Source organism: Trichodesmium erythraeum IMS101, from assembly GCF_000014265.1.
In the GTDB taxonomy this organism is placed as follows: Bacteria; Cyanobacteriota; Cyanobacteriia; order Cyanobacteriales; family Microcoleaceae; genus Trichodesmium; species Trichodesmium erythraeum.
Genome location: NC_008312.1, coordinates 2710593 through 2728643, shown reverse-complemented (window position 1 = coordinate 2728643; position 18051 = coordinate 2710593). Strand labels below are relative to the sequence as shown.

Sequence of the window (18051 nt, the reverse complement as noted above, 5' to 3'; positions counted from 1 at the left end):
TTATTCATTTAAAAAGGCCATATACCAAAGCCTCTGGATCCAGGGCTTCTTAGGAAATAAATCATTAATTAAATCTCTTTGTTTGTCTAATGGACATTGTTTTAATAACCAAAGTCGAAACAATTCAATTCTAACTTTATAGATAGGAACTCTGATTTTTCTGAATTTTTGTTTTCCTATTTCCACTATAAACTTCAAATCAACTAAATGTTTTGCTGCTGTTATTAGTTCTTCTATTAAATTTGATGTGACCTTGACATCATACATTTCTAGTATCACCAATGGACTAACAATATGCTCTGAATTTGTAGCTCTTTCTTGTGCTTCAGCTACTGCCGACAAAATTAATTTTTGTTGAGTAGATAAAACTTCTAGAGGAGATACAAAAGCAGGTTCACCTTGCTCCAAAGATTTATCTATAACTCCTTGGACATCTTGATAACTCACATTCCATTTGCCTTTATTTCTAGCTTGGTGAAATAAATTAGAACATAGTAATTGAGTATAGTAAGGATGTCCCCCCGATAATTCCCAGATTTTTTCAATTGCATCTGGATCGTACTTATAATTCGTGGCTTCCCTAGGAATTTCAGTAACTAACTTGATAGTATTACACTTATCAAGTAACCCCAATTCTTGGTGAGGTAATTTTCCTACTTCCCGGAATAAATCTTGGATAAACTCTAGATTAGTTTCCCCTCTTCCGACAAACAAAATTATAAATAATTTCTCTTGTAGATTAATAATTGAAATTAAGAAATTGACAAAGGGGTTAATTTCTTGACAGCTATTGTCCCATAACATATCAAATTCATCAAGAAGTAGAACTAAATTTTTCCTCTTTAATTGTTGGTAAACTTGAAGCATAAAAATATTAACAAAATCTTGTGTTTCCACCTTTAAATCTTCTTGACTAGGAATAGTTATGGTGGTTCTAGATATTCCCAACTCATCAGTAATATTTCTAGCTAAATCATATAATATTTTATCCAAAGATTTATTATATTTATCTTCTAGAGACAGTCGAACAAAGACAAATTCATCTAAACTAACATCTTCAGCAATGTAGTTCATAAATGAAGTCATGCCCATACGTCTTTGCCCATGCAATAGAATTACTTTAGCCCCAGAAGTCAGTTGTTCTTGAATAAAACTTAAAATTGTTTCTCGTCCAAATAGGTTTTCTGGTTCAAAAATTGGGCGACCAACAGTGTAGGGATTTTTAATCAAAGCCTTTAAATTTCTCATTTGCAAAACTACATCCAACTAGACGTTTGCTATTATTTGCCTTCTATTTTGTTAGCGATTAAATCGATGATTTTAGCAAGAGGTGATATGAACTTAGTAACAGGCTGTATTTTTTCTTTAACTTTCTTCCATAGTCCAAGAGTAATCTTGATAATAAATAAATTAATCACTATCTTGCGGTCTTTAGCGTTTGAAACATTTTTTTCTGCAAGTTGATCACCAATAAAATCTTCCATTAAAGAAGAAGTAAAACTATATTTATTTGCTTGTTTAACCTGACTGATAAATCCTTTTTCTTCAAGACTCTTCAATATGCTAATATTGCGAATAAACTCTTTTTCTATGCCAGCAATAGAATAAGAAATTTCCCTGAATTTACCCTTATATTTATCAATTAAAATTAACTGCAAAATTTCTTGCTCATTTTTTTCAAAATTGTTCCAGACATCCTGAAAAATTCTATCAGCATCGTTTTTTAACATTGTATTCAGAGTATCAACATTAACTGGTTCCAAGCGAGAAAATATATAACCTGTAAACTGAAGTAACGCTGGATACCCACCAGTCATTTTTAAAACTTCTTCTTTCGGAGCATCTGAAATGAAAAAATGACTATCGCGATTAAAAAAATGACCCTCAATATCGCTTTTACAAAAAGGTTTTAAAGGTAGATAGGCATAATGATTATACCAAGGAGAACCACCAGGAACAATTGTTGGACCTAGTTCATGCAACTTTTGAAACGTAGCAACAATAGTTGAGAAATATTGACCTTCTCTATTATGAACTGCTAGGTTACGCAACTCACTTAAAAAAGTCAGCACTTTTTTAGATTTTTTTCCCTGGTTTTCCGGATACTCTTCTCGTGTACCAAGTATTCTATGATAGTCATCTAATAATAATAATAAAAACTTACCTCTTTTCCCAATCTCTCTGAGAAGCTCCCGTATATCTGTTATTTCTATTTTCTCCAACCCTAATAAAGCATTAATCTTACTCACTAAATCTTGATCACCTGTAGCTTTATCTATTAATGTTCTGAGGACTTCTTGCCAAAAACTATCTATAACTGAAAGCTCGCAGTTGTGATAAACAATCAAAGCTTCTGAAAAATCTAAGTCTCTTTCTTCCCAAAATTTAGAGTTTTCTATATATTGAAGCAAAGATGTTTTACCCATACCAGAACTACCAAAAATAGCAACATGATCGCGACTATTAATTTTGTCAAAAATCGTGGATAGTTCAGATGTTCTACCTACAAATTTTTCTGGAGGAACAGATTTATCGGGATAAAATTGATTGCGTGGCATAATTGGATCAACTATTTTACTTTTAGCTTGACTATAATTTCATATTATATCAGAGTCTTCAGAATTGCTAAATCTTCGGCATCTTTCAGATATTTCATACTTTAATTAAGTTGGCTAGGTTTTAATAGCAGTTCCACATCCAAAACACAAAATATGGGATTTTATTTTTTTAAATAGCTTTTTCCACTTGCAGCTTTTCTTTGTCAGATAAAGGATAATTTTTTACTAGCCAACGCCGGACTAACTCGACTTTAATTTTATAGCCTGTTCCATCTTCTTTTTCTTCTAAAAAGCCATATTCTTCAGCTAAACGTTTCCCTACAGACTGCGATTTTTTTATATTAGCCTTTAGTCGGTTTTCTCCAACTTCATTCTGAGCTTTTGCTACTGCACGAAAAAACAAATTTTCGTTTTCATTCAAAGGTTCTATAAAGCCTTTTAATGCTGCCTTACCTCCCTCCATTGCTTCATCTAAAATTGAGTCGACATGAGTATGAGTTACCTTTTTTATTCCTTTTTGAATACAAAACCTAAAAATATACAAGCATAGTAGTTGTGTTAGAGAAGGATGACCCGCGGATAGTTGCCAAATAGCATCAATTGCATCTGCTTCATATTCTAATGTTCCCTTAGCTGGCTCAACAATCAAATTGTGTGTACTTTTCTTATCCAGCAAACCAACTTCTATAGTCTCTTGACCTTCTTTTTGTAACAATTCTCCTAGATAGGTCATATCTTTTAATGGTCTACCAAAAACCAGGATAGCAAATAGTTTTTCTTCTCGGTTCACAGCTTTTTTTAATTCATTAAATAAGTATTTTCCATGAATAAACGTTGTTTGATCTTCTTCTAAAACATCAAATTCATCTAGGAGAAGAACAAGGTTTTTACCAGATAAGTATTTATTAATAATCCTTGGCAAAAAAATCCGAAAAAAATTTTCTGAACTATCAGCTAGTTCTCTTACTTCTCTAGGGACTCCATCAATAGTATTAGCAATCTCATCAGCAAGATTATTTAAGATTTCAAGTATTGATCTATTTTTATAACCTTGAAATGAAAAAGTAACACACTTAATATCATCAGTGAAAAACTGAGGCAAACAAGTTATTAATGAAGTTTTACCAATACGTCTTTGGATATGCAACAAAGTTATTTTTATATTATTTTTAATGTTATTTTGAATTCTTTTAACAGTATTTTCTCTACCAAATAATTGTTTTTTTTGATAAATTGGTTTGCCAAAAATATAAGGATTTGGTCTGTATTTGTAATCGTTCATCTTTCTTGAAAGTTAAAAATATTTAATATACTAAATCGTAACTCTTGATCATGCCACAAAAAATAAGGATAATATTTCCTTAAGACAAACCAGTGATTCTTTAACTTCATCTTTGCTACTCCATAATTCTTTAAATAGCTGGTTAATCATATTGACATCTTTTTGCTTGATAAATAAAAAGATTTTTTCCCGCTGTGCAACATCGTCATCAACATCCTTAATGATAATTTCATTAATTACCCATTCCTTTAAAGCATCTGACGTTAAATCGTAAATATCCTCGTGGTTTCTATCAGTACCAGTTTTTGTGATTATTTTTCTGTATTTTAGACTATTTAAAACTTGATCTTGTTCTCTAAACGACCTTCTAATTCCACTTAAGTCATACTTCCTATGTCTTTTAATACGCCCTTCTAAGTCAGATAAAATAACTAAAAGTAACATTCCTTGTTCTGCCAAAGTTAATGATTTCCATATTCCTTTTAATATTAACTTTGCCTGATCATAAAACCACTTATTTAGGTTTTCATATTTATTTTTCTGTGTCTGTTTATCAATATTTACTTTACACAAATCGTACAAATAATAACAAATAATTTGAAAAAGCGCCGGATGGCCGCCAGTCAAATCTTTGACTTTTTTTTGTAGAACTCTTCTATCTCTATATTCTTTTGGCATTCTTTCCCATAATTCTTCCATTTCATTATCATTAAATGGTTCGAGAGGAAAAGTAACAAGATATTCGCAAATTGATGTATCTTCTTTTAACTCTCCAAGCAGTTTCTCTACCTTTTCCGAGGAAGTCATGATCAGGGAACATTTTATACGTTTATGATTATTAATACTTTTCAACTGTCTCAAAAGCTTCAATGCTTCATTTGAGGAATAATTATTTTGGGTTTTGAATAAAGCATCATAATTATCTATCAATAGTACCAAGGATTTTTGAGAGCTAATTGACCTAAATAAAGACTCTATGTCAACTTTAGTTATTGTTTCCTGAGCTAAGATTTTTTGAATGTTATCTTTTAACTTTGTATCATCTGCAGTTTCCAGATCTAGTTCTCTTATAACTTCTTTCCAAAAGTTAGTAACAGATAAATTTTCTATAGATTCACAATCAATTTGCAATATATAGTAATCATTAATATCAACGTTGTATTTTTTTATCTCCCAAGATGCAGGTTCAACTAAATATCTGAGCAATGAAGATTTTCCTATCCCTGGGGTACCATAAAAAAGACCATTACTATTATATTTAATTTGATTGAAAGCATAACTAATAATATCTCTACGACCAACAAAATCTTCTGGTTCAACATATTTTTTGATCGTAAAAGGATTTGCTGTCAGGCGACGAATTTTCAGATTTATATCATTTAACTTATTATTAACTTTCTCGTTATTTGGCTCTAGTTCAGATATTTTTTTGAGCTGTTCCTCTGCAAATCTTAAAGAGTCTAAATTCTCTGGATCTGCTAATAAAATATCAATATATTTCCATCGAACCTCAAGCAAATTATTTTCAACTTTTAATGGTAGAAACTCCTGGATATTTTTATGCTCTCTAAACCTATCAATTCTTTGATATAGTTTGTCAATATTTTCATATAATTCAATTGCTGAGTCGAATTTTTTATTCTCGTAGTAAAGTTGAGCCAGTTTCAATTTAGCGCTAAAGTGGTTAGGATTTTTTATAATTACTTCCTTATACTTTTCAATCTCACTATTAATATCGCTTGCTCCTATTTTGCATGCTTCCTGATAAAGCTCATTAGCTTCTAAATCAGCAATTTCTAATTCACGAATTGCCTCACCAAAAATTTTGATGAAATTATTTGTAATTAACCAACGTCGAACAAACTCTACTTTTAATTGATAAAAATCCTGTGGGGAACTAGAACTTTGCTTTTCTAAAAAACCCCATTTATCCAAATTTTTCAACGCTTTTTTCAAGGCATCCGTTACAGAAACACCATAATCTTCTAAAGTTAATAACTGCTCTTTTATACCATCTATATCTTGAGACTTTGCTACTGCTAAAAAAACAACTTTTTCATATATTGGTAATGAATTTCTTAAAGATGCTAATCCTGTTTGAGAATGAGTAATCGCTTTTTCAACAATACTTTCTACATCTTGAGAAGTTACTTCCCATCTATCTCTAGCCTTAGCACTATTAAACAAAGTAAAACATAAAACCTGAGTAAAATAAGGATGATTAGCTGATAATCTGAGAATTGTCTCGATGGCTTCATCTTGATATTTTAGTTTTTTCGTTGGATTGATAATTAACTCTTTAGCATATGAATCATCTAGTAATCCAATTTTTTGCAAAATTGCTTGCCGAAAAGAGTCCTGAAAATATTCAGAAAGATCCTCAACAGGTTTGCCTATAACTGGCAGTAGAAAAAGTTTTTTATCTGTTGTAACTATCTGCTTCAAATATTTGTAAAATTTGTTTTCTGTCTCTTGATTAATATTATCTAGTCTATCAAATTCATCTAACATTAAAACAACATTTTTACCGTCTAGAGTTTCATAAACTTCCGGCAAAAATATTTTCTCAAACCAATTTAATGTATTAGGAAATTTAGAACTATTATAACAAGAGACACTACTCTCTTCTATCTCAAGATTATCTGTGATGTAATCTTGAATTTCTATTGCTAATTCCTCAAATAAATATTCTATATTTGTAGATTTTTTATCTTCTAGAGAAAGTTGAATAAAAACAAAATCATTCAAATCAATAAAATTACTAATCTGCTCAAGAACTGATGTTTTACCAATTCGTCGCTGTCCTTGTAATAAGATAATTTTTACATTTTGCCTGAGCTGAGTTTCAAGAAAATCAAATATTTCTCTTCGTCCATAAAATTTATCTTTTTGGCGAATGGGAATGCCAATAATATATGGGTTAGAAATAAATTCTGAATTACTCATCTGAAGTACTACCTCATATTAGGGTTTAATTTTTTATTTAAGTATAAAGAAAATTGCCAAAATTGAGTTGACTATTCTTGATTTTTTGATTAATTAAAAGGGATTATTCCTAATAATTCTTCAATCATGGACTGCTCATAGTTAATCTTGGTTCCAAAGCTGTCAAACAAGATTTTACCCTTTTTAGGGTCCCAAATACTTTCAGCCAATTTTTGAAGAACTAAATCTTGCATTAAAGAAGAAGAAAAATTATATTTATCCTGGTCTGGGCTCTGAGAGATAACACCTTTTTGCTCCAAGGTTGTCAGTTTATACTTATTTTCCTCAAATACTTGATCTATACCATCATGAGAATAACGCTTTCCATTAACTTCTCCTTTGAAGTTATCAATGACAATGAGCTGTAAAAGCTTTTGTTCGTCTGTAGTCAATTCTCTCCATATATCCTTAAATATCTGTTCAGTTTGATTTTTAAGTTCTGCCTTAAAAGTATTAATATCAATAACTCGATCCAGTTTAGAAAATATATAACCTGCCTGTTGAAGTAAGATTGGATATCCACTAGTAATTTCTAACACTTTTTCTTTCTGAATATTTTCAGGAATTGAAATAAAGAAATGACTATCGGAATTAAAAAAATAATTATTAATATCCTCCCGACTAAAAGGTTTTAAATCTACATATAGATAATGATTATACCAAGGAGAACCACCACGAGGAATCTCTGGACCTAACTCATCCACTTTTTGGAATGCAGCAACAACTGTTGAGAAATATTGACTTTCTGTACTATGAACTGCCAGATTACGCAACCCACTTAAAAACGTCTGTACTTCTCTAGACTTTTGATAGTCTTTGCTATAATATTCTGGTGTACGAAGTATTCCATTATAGTCATCTAATAATAATAATAAAAATTTATTTCTTTTCCCAATTTGTTTAAGTATTCGACGTATATCTCTTATTTCTATTGTTTCTAATTTTAAGACATCATCAATCTTACTCTGTAAATCTGTATCACCTTCAGCTTCATTTCTTAACTCTTGTAAAATTTCTTGCCAAAAACTATTTGGCGTAAATGAACCCTCACAGTTGTGATAAACAATCAAAGCCTCTGAAAAATTTAATCCTTTATCATCCCAAAAATGAGGATATTTTATATAGTCGAGTAAAGATGATTTACCCATACCAGAAGCACCATGAATAGCCACATGACCACGATTATTAACTTGGTCAAAAATTGTGTATAGTTCAGATTTTCTACCGACAAACTTCTCTGGAGGAACAGGTTTATTGGGAAAGAATTTATTGGATGACATAATTAGATAAATTATTTGAACTTTAGTTTGACTATAACACTCAATTATATCAGAGTATTCAGGGTTGTTAAATTTCTAGTCAAACCTAATACGCGCTATATTTTTGTGGGGGCTTTTTTCTGAGACCTAACCTACGCTTATTGCTTTAGGGTAAATGAATCCTCACAGTTGTTATCAAAAGTCAAATATTCTGAAAAATGTAATCCTTTATCATCCCAAAATAGAGATATTTTATATACTTAAATACAGATAATTTACCCATGGTATAACTATCATGAATTGCTACATAAACGCGATTATTTATTTGGTCAAAAATTGTCTATATTTCCTATTTTCTGCAGAGCAATTTTTATCTAGGATAAAGCAGAAGCGATCGCTTTATTCCCTAATACTAAAACTCCATCTATAGCCATGAGCATTATAAAAGCTAATACGGAAGTTGCTGGAAGACAATTCCTAATAGTGAGTGGAGAGTCACTATACACTGGATATAGAATTTTTAATGGAGGTGTAGTTGCCAACAATTTAGAGCTTGTAGTGGTTTTTTTGATTTTTCAATTATCAGGAAATAAATCAAGCCTACAATAATATTAAAAGAAAAATTTGTGAAAACCAACATAGAAGTTTGATGAGCGATCGCTATGGTTTAGATGTCAAAAGTAAACTGAATTTTTTTGTGCTCTCTTCTATTGGAGATGGAACCACAGACAATAGTTGATACAGAGTTACGAAATCTGAATTTTTCAATGAACTGCGAAAAACAATTTTGCGCACTCAATATCAACCTTATCCCTATAATGCTGTGGTTATTCAATGGGTTAGTAATATGTGCCAAGAAATTATCATTAAAAATCAGCTGCAATGGTTTTAAAAATCATATTTTGAAAAATAATTTTAGATAATCTCAGGCTAATAAAAAGGAAAGGTAAGCATTTTGCCTACCTAAAACAAAATTATATTGTCTAATTGAAACTAAAGACTTATTTGAGATTCTCTGGGACCTGTTAACGAAGCTCTTCTGAAGAAAGCAGACACAGAGAAAGAACCGACTCGAAGCTCCTATGTCGGCTGAAATTTTATAGGGTACTGCACCCACTTCTCTTGCTCCCCTCCTGGGGTAAAGAGATAAACTTCAAGATACTAAAATTTAATGGCGAAAATTATCATGTTCATATAGCTATCAAATACCCACCCAAATTATCCAGATCACAAAATTGTCAATCATCTTAAAGATGTTTCGAGTAGATGATATAGCCCAGCAGAATATACAAAAACTCACAAAACTCTGCTTTGGAGTCCTTCCTCTGTATGTGACTTTAGTTAGAGGCGCACCACTTGCAAATCTTAAAAAGTACATTCAAAATTAAAAGTCCCCCTCAAAGGGGGAGCCTTTATATTTGTACCCAATTTTTTGGTAAAAATAACTCAAACAGTTTTTTGATAGAAGCTAAATTTCACAATTCATCTCAAATGAAATTTATACAACTTATTTTGATATAGCTCCTAAAATAAAATTGCGATCGCTCCACCAATAAAAGTTTGCCAACTATCTGCTAAAGCAGTAGTAATTCCATGAGTAAAAGGCAAACTATCAATGACCATTACCAAACACAATAACATCATATAGTAGATAGAATACTTAAACAGCGATCGTGCTACATCTTTATTCGAAGGATCTTTCAACAACTGCCAAGCTTTCTTAATAAAAATTACACCAAGGTAAGTCGCTAATACTGCATAAATGGCTCCACTCACATGCAACGGATAAACCAGCAATAGCGTCATAGGAATTAAAATTAGAGTATAAACCCAAATCTGTCTAGCTGTTTCCTCATTTCCCTCAATTACAGGTAACATAGGCACCCCAACTTCCTGATATTCATCACGAATATAAATTGCTAATGCCCAAAAATGAGGAGGAGTCCAGACCACAATAATTGCAAATAATAACCAAGCAGCCCAACTCAATTCCCCTGTGACTGCGGCCCAACCCACTAACGGAGGAATAGCACCAGCAGCACCACCAATTACAATATTTTGAACACTGTGACGTTTTAACCAGTGAGTGTAAACACCAACATAAAAAACTATTCCCGACATGGCCAACAGTGCAGCTAGTAAATTAGCAAAAACTGTGAGTAAAGTAAATGATGTTGCTGCCAGAGTCAACGCAAAAATCAGAGCATCACGAGGTTTAACTCTCCCAGATGGAATAGGACGCCAGCGAGTACGCTCCATAATATAGTCAATATCGCTGTCGTAGATACAGTTAATAGCATTAGCTGCACCAGAAGCTAATGCACCACCTGTTAATGTAACGAACAAAAGAAAGAGAGATACTTCTCCTTTTGCTCCCAACCACATTCCCGCTGCAGTTGTAATTAATAGCAGCAAAATAATGCGGGGTTTTGTAAGTTGATAATAGCTTTTAAATACCTGTAGGATATTGTTATGGCGCCGTGGTAGACTATGAGAAATAACTTGTTGCATGGATTTTATTTGTTAATTTTCTATTGAAACTGGTTATAATTTCCATCATCTAAAGTTTATAAGCTATATAGAAACGGATCTTAGTGCCAGTCCATTTTGGATGTTAGCAAATTTGAAAAATTTAGTTACTTGTATAGCACTACGCATCTAGGTTATATCAAGTCTCATTAATTAGCCAAATTTATCAGCTATCTTTGGTCATCTATTAGATGACTTCTACTGTGCAGCCTAGAAATTGATTTTTGGAACGCTACAAAACTTCCAACCTACTGAACCTCCAAGGGTTAAATCTCTAAGCTTTTAGCTTGAGTTATATTAAAAATGACTCTCTCATCGGTATGCCATCTTTTTATATTGTGGTTAATCAATGCAACTTGATATTGGGATATTGAGCAAAGCAAAAATCCTTTAGAGCTAATAGTTTTTATTTGAGCTGTTAACGCAGTTCCTACGTGGAAGGCTAGCTGATAGCTAAACGCTTAAAGTTATAGCTAACGTTTCTAATATAATAACTCACAAAAGAGGGGTATATTACTGTATCTGTATTAACAATTAGACATTTACAGCTTGTCGATCGCGTAAAGCTATAACAGTAAAAGCTACTAAAGTTCCTAGTAATGCAGCTCCTACAGCCTGGTGAGATACAGTTAACAGCTCAATTTGCAGACGTAACCGGAAAGTCATAACCCCCAAACCTATCTGAGCTAATACTAATAGACCAGAACAGTTGGCTAAGTTTCGCAGCAGCGGATGTAAAGCAGAGGTACGCCATACCATTACTACTAATATTAATGTTACTAAAGTCGGAGGAACAACCCCAGCCAAATGACTATTCATTACCGTGCAAAGTTCTTCTAGACCAAAACATTGATGCAATGCCCATTGAGAAGAAACTAACCCACCTAGTAAACTTTGTAAATATACTAGAATAGCAGCAGTTAATCCCACCCAAGGTAATTTACCAACATTTCCAGTCCCTTTGTATGGCAGCATTGATATACCTATTACTAATAGAGTCATAAAGTAAAGTAATGCGGTACCCAGATGAGCAGTAACAATATCAAAACGTAATAATTCTGTAACTGTTAATCCACCGAGTACACCTTGGAAGACTATTAGACAAAAAGCAAAGGTAGATGCCCAGGGCAGCCAACTAGGTAGTTCCTGTCTATGCCACCATGATAAACCCATCATAGCGATCGCGCCCAAGCCAATTAAACTTGCATCTAGCCGATGAAACCATTCTAAAAACACCTGTAGGTTCATTTGTGCCATTGGTACCAACTTACCATAACACAACGGCCAATCAGGACAAGCTAAACCTGCATTCATCACTCTGGTAGCACTACCAATAGCCATCAATACTAGGGTTGCTATACAGAGTTTCCATACTAAGCCACGAATGCGTCCCTGTGCTTGAGACTGGGAGTAAATAATTCCATTGTTATTTAAAATAGAATTGGCCATAAATCTTATATGATTGACATTATTATTGTTGCTAATTTAACAAAAAATTAACTATTGACAAGGTAATAAAGGTTAATAATTTTTATTACTGTTTGTTACTATAGACAATAATGTTTGCATAGTTATCTATCTTTACAAACTCTTTTTATTTTAAATTTTTTTTTAATAATTCATTGTTATATATGCTACTAATTTCCCATGACTCCCAAAAAACTTTATTTTTTAAGAATTACACACGATCATAGGGTTATGATACGAAATTTCATAATTTTAACAATAATAATTAGGGAAATAAACCGGCTTTCTCCTAAAGTTTATACTATTGCTCAACAACTGTTCTATTCCTATCTTTCCTGGGAGCATAGGAGTAGTTAGGGGCGTTCTATAAAACTTCTGTATAGGAAGGGATGCTCTATACAATCTCCCTACAATATGAGAATAATTAACACATTATTAATTAAAAAGGTGATGCTGCCTATATTAATTACTTAATAATTTAAGTGTCATTTGATACATATCATTATTTTTGCTCATTGGTATTAGAAATCTTGTAAAAATAGCAAAATACTTACTGTAACTATTTTGAAGAGAGCTATCTAACTACCAAGATTTTCGGAATGCCCATATCGCGGTAAAACTCTACATCCCTAAATATAGCTATATTAAATACCCTAATGTTTACTGCTAAAACAAAAATTTATAGAGAGATGGAGGAATAAGGCTGATTCGTTCAAAATTATTTCAGATGTCTGCTCTTGGTTTTTCGGCTTTTTTTTGCTAGTTAATTCTTGAATTTTTGAGTTTTTTTTAGGTATTTTGATTAATCCTAATCCAATTTAGGCTTGATCCCAAGTATTTTTTTTGTTGTTAAGGGAATTTTTATTGTGTTTTACATGAATTATTTATGCTACTCTTTTTCCTAAATTTTTAGTTTCTATATCAATAATATATTCACCAAAAGAAAACACAATTATTAGTTTTTTTTATTCCCTAATTTTTTTTTCTGCCCCAAGTCATATTATTCTTGTTTTTTATACATATATTTTTTTGCCTTTAATTGACTTTTTAATACCTATCTATAGATAAAATCTTACTCTCTTAAAGTTTCATTAATAACTTTTGGTAGATATGTTAATAATCTCTACTGTTATTTATACTTGATTCTCAATCAACCTTGTGAGGTTAATTCAGGATTACTGTGGACCTATTCTCATATACTACTTATAATCAATCGCTTCAAATAATATGTTTGATTACTATAGTATAACTTCTTTATTTTTCCGAGATCTCTATTTTAAATTACTAAAAAGGTATGAAACTTAAGAGTACATCTTCAATTTTAATTTTGTGGCTCCAAAGTATGGGGCAGTTTTTTGGTGCAATAGTTAAAATAAAATAAATTTTGTTTAGAAAAATTGTAGATTAAATGAAAAGAACCTAAAATATTCCTAAAGGGTGACAACTATATTTTAGTTATAAGTAAATGGTTACTTTAAGCTAAATAGTTGACTATGACAACAAGTCAGAGGAACCTCTACTAGGCTATGGTTAACAACTAAAACTATAAACAGGGAAGTTTGTAACCTAAAACAAAAGCCAATTAAGTCAAAGTAGATGGTGTTGACGCAGATTTTAAGTTTGTGGAAGACATAACTTATGGACTGCAATTACTTGATTTTCTGAGAAATATCAAAGCAGTATCTAAAAGTGAAACCTGAGATTTGAATTAATTTGGTGAATTTCACCAGAATAACAAAGCAACCTAAGTAAAATGGAAGAAAAAGAAAAAGTACCAGTCTCAATAATAACTTTAGTAGTTGGTATAGTAGTCACCATAATTAGCTTATGGGCAGGTCAAAATCATGGTCTGTTACCAGAGGCAGCATCTGAACAAGCGCCTCTGGTGGACAGATTTTTTGACATTATGTTTACTATAGCAACAGGTTTATTTATAATAGTAGAAGGCACAATAGTCTTTTGTATGATTAAATTTCGTCGGCGTCAAGGAGACGACAGCGATGGTGCCAACTTTAGAGAAAATTTACCATTAGAAATATTCTGGACAGCAATTCCATCCATAATTGTAATTGGTCTTGGTATCTATAGTGTAGATATATATAGACAAATGGGTGGATTTGATCCAAATAGTACAATGGTAGCTCATCATCATGCTCCATCTTACCAGGAAGTGGCGAAAATGAGAGGTTCTGCTATTGCTGCTCCCCTAATTGCAGATACTGAAGGAATGGAAGCAACAAAAGTAGCTAGCAAGTATGGTTTTGGAGCAACTCCACAGGGGGCCGGAAAACAAGCTGATGTGATAGTAGACATCACCGGTATTCAATATGGTTGGTTAATGAACTATCCTGATAGTGGTGTTTTTGCAGGAGAATTACATATTCCTGTAAACAAGGATATTCAAATTAACCTTTCTGCCCAAGATGTAATTCATTCTTTCTGGATACCGGCTTTCCGTTTGAAGCAAGATGCCATTCCCGGTAAAGAAACTCAACTGCGTTTTGTAGCCACTAAAATAGGAGAATATCCAGTTTATTGTGCCGAACTTTGTGGTTCTTATCATGGAGCAATGAGAACAACTGTGGTGGTTCAAACCCAAGAAGAATACGCAGCTTGGATAGAAGAAAATACTTTTGCTCAACAACAAGAATTGAATCAAGCTATAGCAGTAAACACTGCTGACTTATCCGACTCGGAATACCTCCAACCATACTCTGAGGAAATAGGAATTGATTCTGAAACCTTAAATCACATTAATCAAACTTATCACTAAAAAAAAGTGCCCTGGGATTTGCTAAATAATCATTCAAGTCCCTCATTTAATAATAGCTAATTCATAATTCTCAAAAATAATTACGGATGACACAAACACAAATTCCTTTAGATACTCAATCAAAACCGGAAAAACCACACCCGAAGGCGTGGAAATGGTATCACTACTTCGGCTATAACATAGACCATAAAGTAATTGGTATTCAATATCTTGTTACTGCCTTCTTCTTTTATCTGCTTGGTGGTCTAATGGCAATGGGCCTTAGAGCAGAACTCTATACGCCAGATCCAGACGTTCTGGAACCAGATATCTACAATGCTTTCCTGACAAATCATGGCACTATAATGATTTTCTTATGGATTATTCCGGCTGCCATCGGTGGTCTCGGGAACTATCTCGTACCTCTGATGGTAGGAGCAAGAGATATGGCATTTCCCAACTTGAACGCGATCGCCTTCTGGCTAAACCCTCCTGCTGGAGCATTATTAATTGCTAGTTTATCTCTGGGAGGGGCACAAAGTGGTTGGACAGCATATCCACCCCTGAGCGTTATTACCAATAACGGGGGACAATCTTTATGGATTCTCAGTATTGTGTTAGTGGGAACTTCTTCCATTCTGGGTGCCCTGAATTTTATCGCTACGATTCTGAAAATGAAAGTTCCTAGCATGAAATGGGATCAGCTTCCCCTGTTCTGCTGGGCAATTCTTGCTACTTCTGTTTTAGCTTTATGCTCCACTCCTGTTTTAGCAGCAGGGTTGATCATGTTATTATTTGATATCAACTTTGGCACCGGCTTCTTTAGACCAGAGATGGGCGGTGATGTAGTTGTATACCAGCACTTATTTTGGTTCTATTCTCACCCGGCAGTTTATCTGATGATTCTGCCAATATTCGGCATTCTCTCAGAAGTTATTCCTATTCACGCTCGTAAACCAATATTTGGTTATAAAGCGATCGCCTACTCGAGTCTTGCTATTTGCTTAGTAGGTTTGTTCGTATGGGTACACCATATGTTCACCAGTGGAACCCCACCTTGGATGCGGATGTTCTTTACCATCTCTACTCTAATTGTTGCAGTTCCTACAGGAATCAAAATCTTTAGTTGGATAGCTACTCTCTGGGGGGGAAAAATTCGCTTCACAAGTGGAATGCTTTTTGCCGTCGGTTTATTAGCAATGTTCGTTATGGGAGGACTAAGTGGGGTGACTCTGGGAACGGTTCCTTTTGATGTTCACGTTCATGATAGTTACTATGTAGTAGGTCACTTCCATTACGTTCTATTTGGTGGTTCAGTATTTGGTCTGTATTCAGGTATCTATCACTGGTTCCCCAAAATCACAGGCCGAATGTACAACGAAACCTGGGGTCGAATTCATTTTGTTCTCACTTTAATTGGTACTAACCTCACTTTCTTACCCATGCATCAATTGGGTTTACAAGGAATGCCTCGTCGAATTGCTATGTATGACCCTAAGTTTGAATCTCTGAATCATATCTGTACTTATGGGTCAATTCTCTTAGGTTTATCTGTACTTCCATTCTTAATTAACATGATTTGGAGTTGGATGTATGGGCCAAAAGCTGGGGATAATCCTTGGGGTGGTTTATCTTTAGAGTGGACTACTAGCTCACCTCCCATTATTGAAAACTGGGAAGTATTACCAGTAGTTACTGAGGGTCCTTATGATTTTGGTTCTAAGAAAACTCTTGCTATTCGAGAGCGGTTCAAGCTGATTTCTACACCAAGTTCAAAGGTTAAGGAAACAGGTGTACCTGTTTCTGAAGCTGATTCTTCATCCTTATATAGTGGTTCCGGGTCTATTAATGATTCTCAGGATCCTACTAGGAAAAGTTAGTTATTTTACTCACAGGACTTACGGGGATAAAGCTAAAAAAAACTGTTTTTTCATAGATTTTTATTGAATTAAACAAGGATTTATCCAGGTAAGTCCTCACCTCAATTTCTAAGTTTCCTAGCTGCTATTGTATTGGGTTAAGGCAAATTAAGCCAACCTAATACAAAGCTACTAATACTAATTTCATAAACTTAGGCTAAACTGCCAATCTTAATAAGGTTATATGATTTAATTCTTGGGTATGATGTGTAGTAATTCTTGAGAGAATTTGTATGACTATTCAAATATCCCAATTCATAAGTTAATTTTGTTAATTGTTAATTTAGGTATAAAATATTATGCAAGGTTCAACCATTGATACAACTAATAATTTAGCTGATACTTCAGTTTCTTCAACATCAGTAGAAGCAGAGCATCACGAGGAACATCAGGATTTAAGGGTTTTTGGGTTATTAACTTTTCTCGCTTCTGAGTCTTTAATGTTTGGAGGACTATTTGCTGCTTATTTAATTTATCGAACGAATGCAGGGGTTTGGCCTCCTGAGGAAACAGAGGTAGAGTTATTATTGCCAACAATTAACACTATTATTCTGGTTTCCAGCAGTTTTGTGATTCACAAGGGTGATACTGCGATTAAAAAGAATGATGTTTCAGGAATGCGTTTATGGTATTTAGTTACAGCAATTATGGGTATCATTTTCTTGGGTGGCCAGGTTTATGAGTACATGACTTTGGGTTATGGTCTGACTACTAATGTTTTTTCTAACTGTTTTTATCTGATGACTGGTTTCCACGGTCTCCACGTTTTTGTTGGTGTATTGCTAATTCTTGGGGTGTTATGGCGTTCTCGTCGTGCTGGTCATTACAATGAAGAAAAGCATGTTGGTATTGAGATGGCAGAAATATATTGGCACTTTGTTGATATTATTTGGATTGTTTTGTTCACTTTAATATATATTTTGACTCTACTTTAATTGAGACAGTTTTGTTTTGAATATAAAGCAATTGATTATTTTTGTGCCTCCGTTGGAGGTTTTTTTATTGCAGCAATTTCCGATTTGATGATGTATGTAGGCCTGCCTGTTAAGGTGGTAGTTGGCAGGTCGCAGGTTACAGGCAACAGGTAATATTTGAGAGATGGTAGAGCAAAGGCGACAGGTGGCAGCAGTAATCAAACATTAACCTACATTGGGGCTAGGGCTCAGTTGTTTAAGCGCGTCTAATAGCTGGGGAGAATGTCAATATGAGCGAATCTTAGCTAACTTGCTTGCGTCTTTTCTACTATGACTGGTCGAATTTCTGATAAGTTAACCCTAGTTTGGGTCTTGCCAATTAACTT

General features: G+C 33.4%; 11 protein-coding genes. 3 read left to right on the top strand and 8 right to left on the bottom strand.

The window, feature by feature from the left end; all coding sequences use genetic code 11:
- From TERY_RS08355 to TERY_RS08325, 8 genes are all read right to left on the bottom strand, one after another.
- The gene (locus tag TERY_RS08355) at window positions 1-1248 is read right to left on the bottom strand and encodes an ATP-binding protein (protein ID WP_011611420.1); all 1248 of its coding nucleotides are present in this window, start codon (window positions 1246-1248) and stop codon (window positions 1-3) included.
- 32 nt (window positions 1249-1280) lie between these two features.
- Window positions 1281-2558 (bottom strand): AAA family ATPase, encoded by a 1278-nt coding sequence (locus tag TERY_RS08350; RefSeq protein WP_011611419.1) that lies wholly within the window; start codon window positions 2556-2558, stop codon window positions 1281-1283.
- 169 nt (window positions 2559-2727) lie between these two features.
- On the bottom strand, window positions 2728-3840 hold the full coding sequence (locus TERY_RS08345; RefSeq protein WP_011611418.1) for an ATP-binding protein: 1113 nt from the start codon (window positions 3838-3840) through the stop codon (window positions 2728-2730).
- 48 nt (window positions 3841-3888) lie between these two features.
- A complete protein-coding gene (locus TERY_RS08340) occupies window positions 3889-6786 on the bottom strand; it encodes an AAA family ATPase (RefSeq protein ID WP_011611417.1) in 2898 nt (965 codons plus the stop codon).
- Window positions 6787-6875: 89 nt separating this feature from the next.
- Complete coding sequence (locus TERY_RS08335) at window positions 6876-8105, bottom strand: AAA family ATPase (protein WP_011611416.1); 1230 nt, start codon at window positions 8103-8105, stop codon at window positions 6876-6878.
- A gap of 353 nt (window positions 8106-8458) precedes the next feature.
- Window positions 8459-8626 (bottom strand): hypothetical protein, encoded by a 168-nt coding sequence (locus TERY_RS32725; RefSeq protein WP_155994367.1) that lies wholly within the window; start codon window positions 8624-8626, stop codon window positions 8459-8461.
- A 982-nt stretch (window positions 8627-9608) separates the two neighbouring features.
- Window positions 9609-10595 carry a heme o synthase gene (locus TERY_RS08330; RefSeq protein ID WP_011611415.1) on the bottom strand — a complete coding sequence of 329 codons (987 nt, stop codon included), beginning with the start codon at window positions 10593-10595 and terminating at the stop codon, window positions 9609-9611.
- 552 nt (window positions 10596-11147) lie between these two features.
- Complete coding sequence (locus tag TERY_RS08325) at window positions 11148-12062, bottom strand: COX15/CtaA family protein (protein ID WP_011611414.1); 915 nt, start codon at window positions 12060-12062, stop codon at window positions 11148-11150.
- Between the two features lie 1771 nt (window positions 12063-13833).
- Between TERY_RS08325 and TERY_RS08320 the strand changes: the two genes are divergently transcribed.
- From TERY_RS08320 to TERY_RS08310, 3 genes are all read left to right on the top strand, one after another.
- A complete protein-coding gene (locus tag TERY_RS08320; RefSeq protein WP_011611413.1) occupies window positions 13834-14853 on the top strand; it encodes a cytochrome c oxidase subunit II transmembrane domain-containing protein in 1020 nt (339 codons plus the stop codon).
- An 86-nt stretch (window positions 14854-14939) separates the two neighbouring features.
- Window positions 14940-16712, top strand: coding sequence for a cytochrome c oxidase subunit I (gene ctaD, locus TERY_RS08315; RefSeq protein WP_011611412.1), 1773 nt, complete (start codon window positions 14940-14942; stop codon window positions 16710-16712).
- A 338-nt stretch (window positions 16713-17050) separates the two neighbouring features.
- Window positions 17051-17686: a cytochrome c oxidase subunit 3 gene (locus TERY_RS08310; protein WP_011611411.1), complete on the top strand. Its 636-nt coding sequence runs from the start codon at window positions 17051-17053 to the stop codon at window positions 17684-17686.
- Window positions 17687-18051 lie beyond the last annotated feature (365 nt).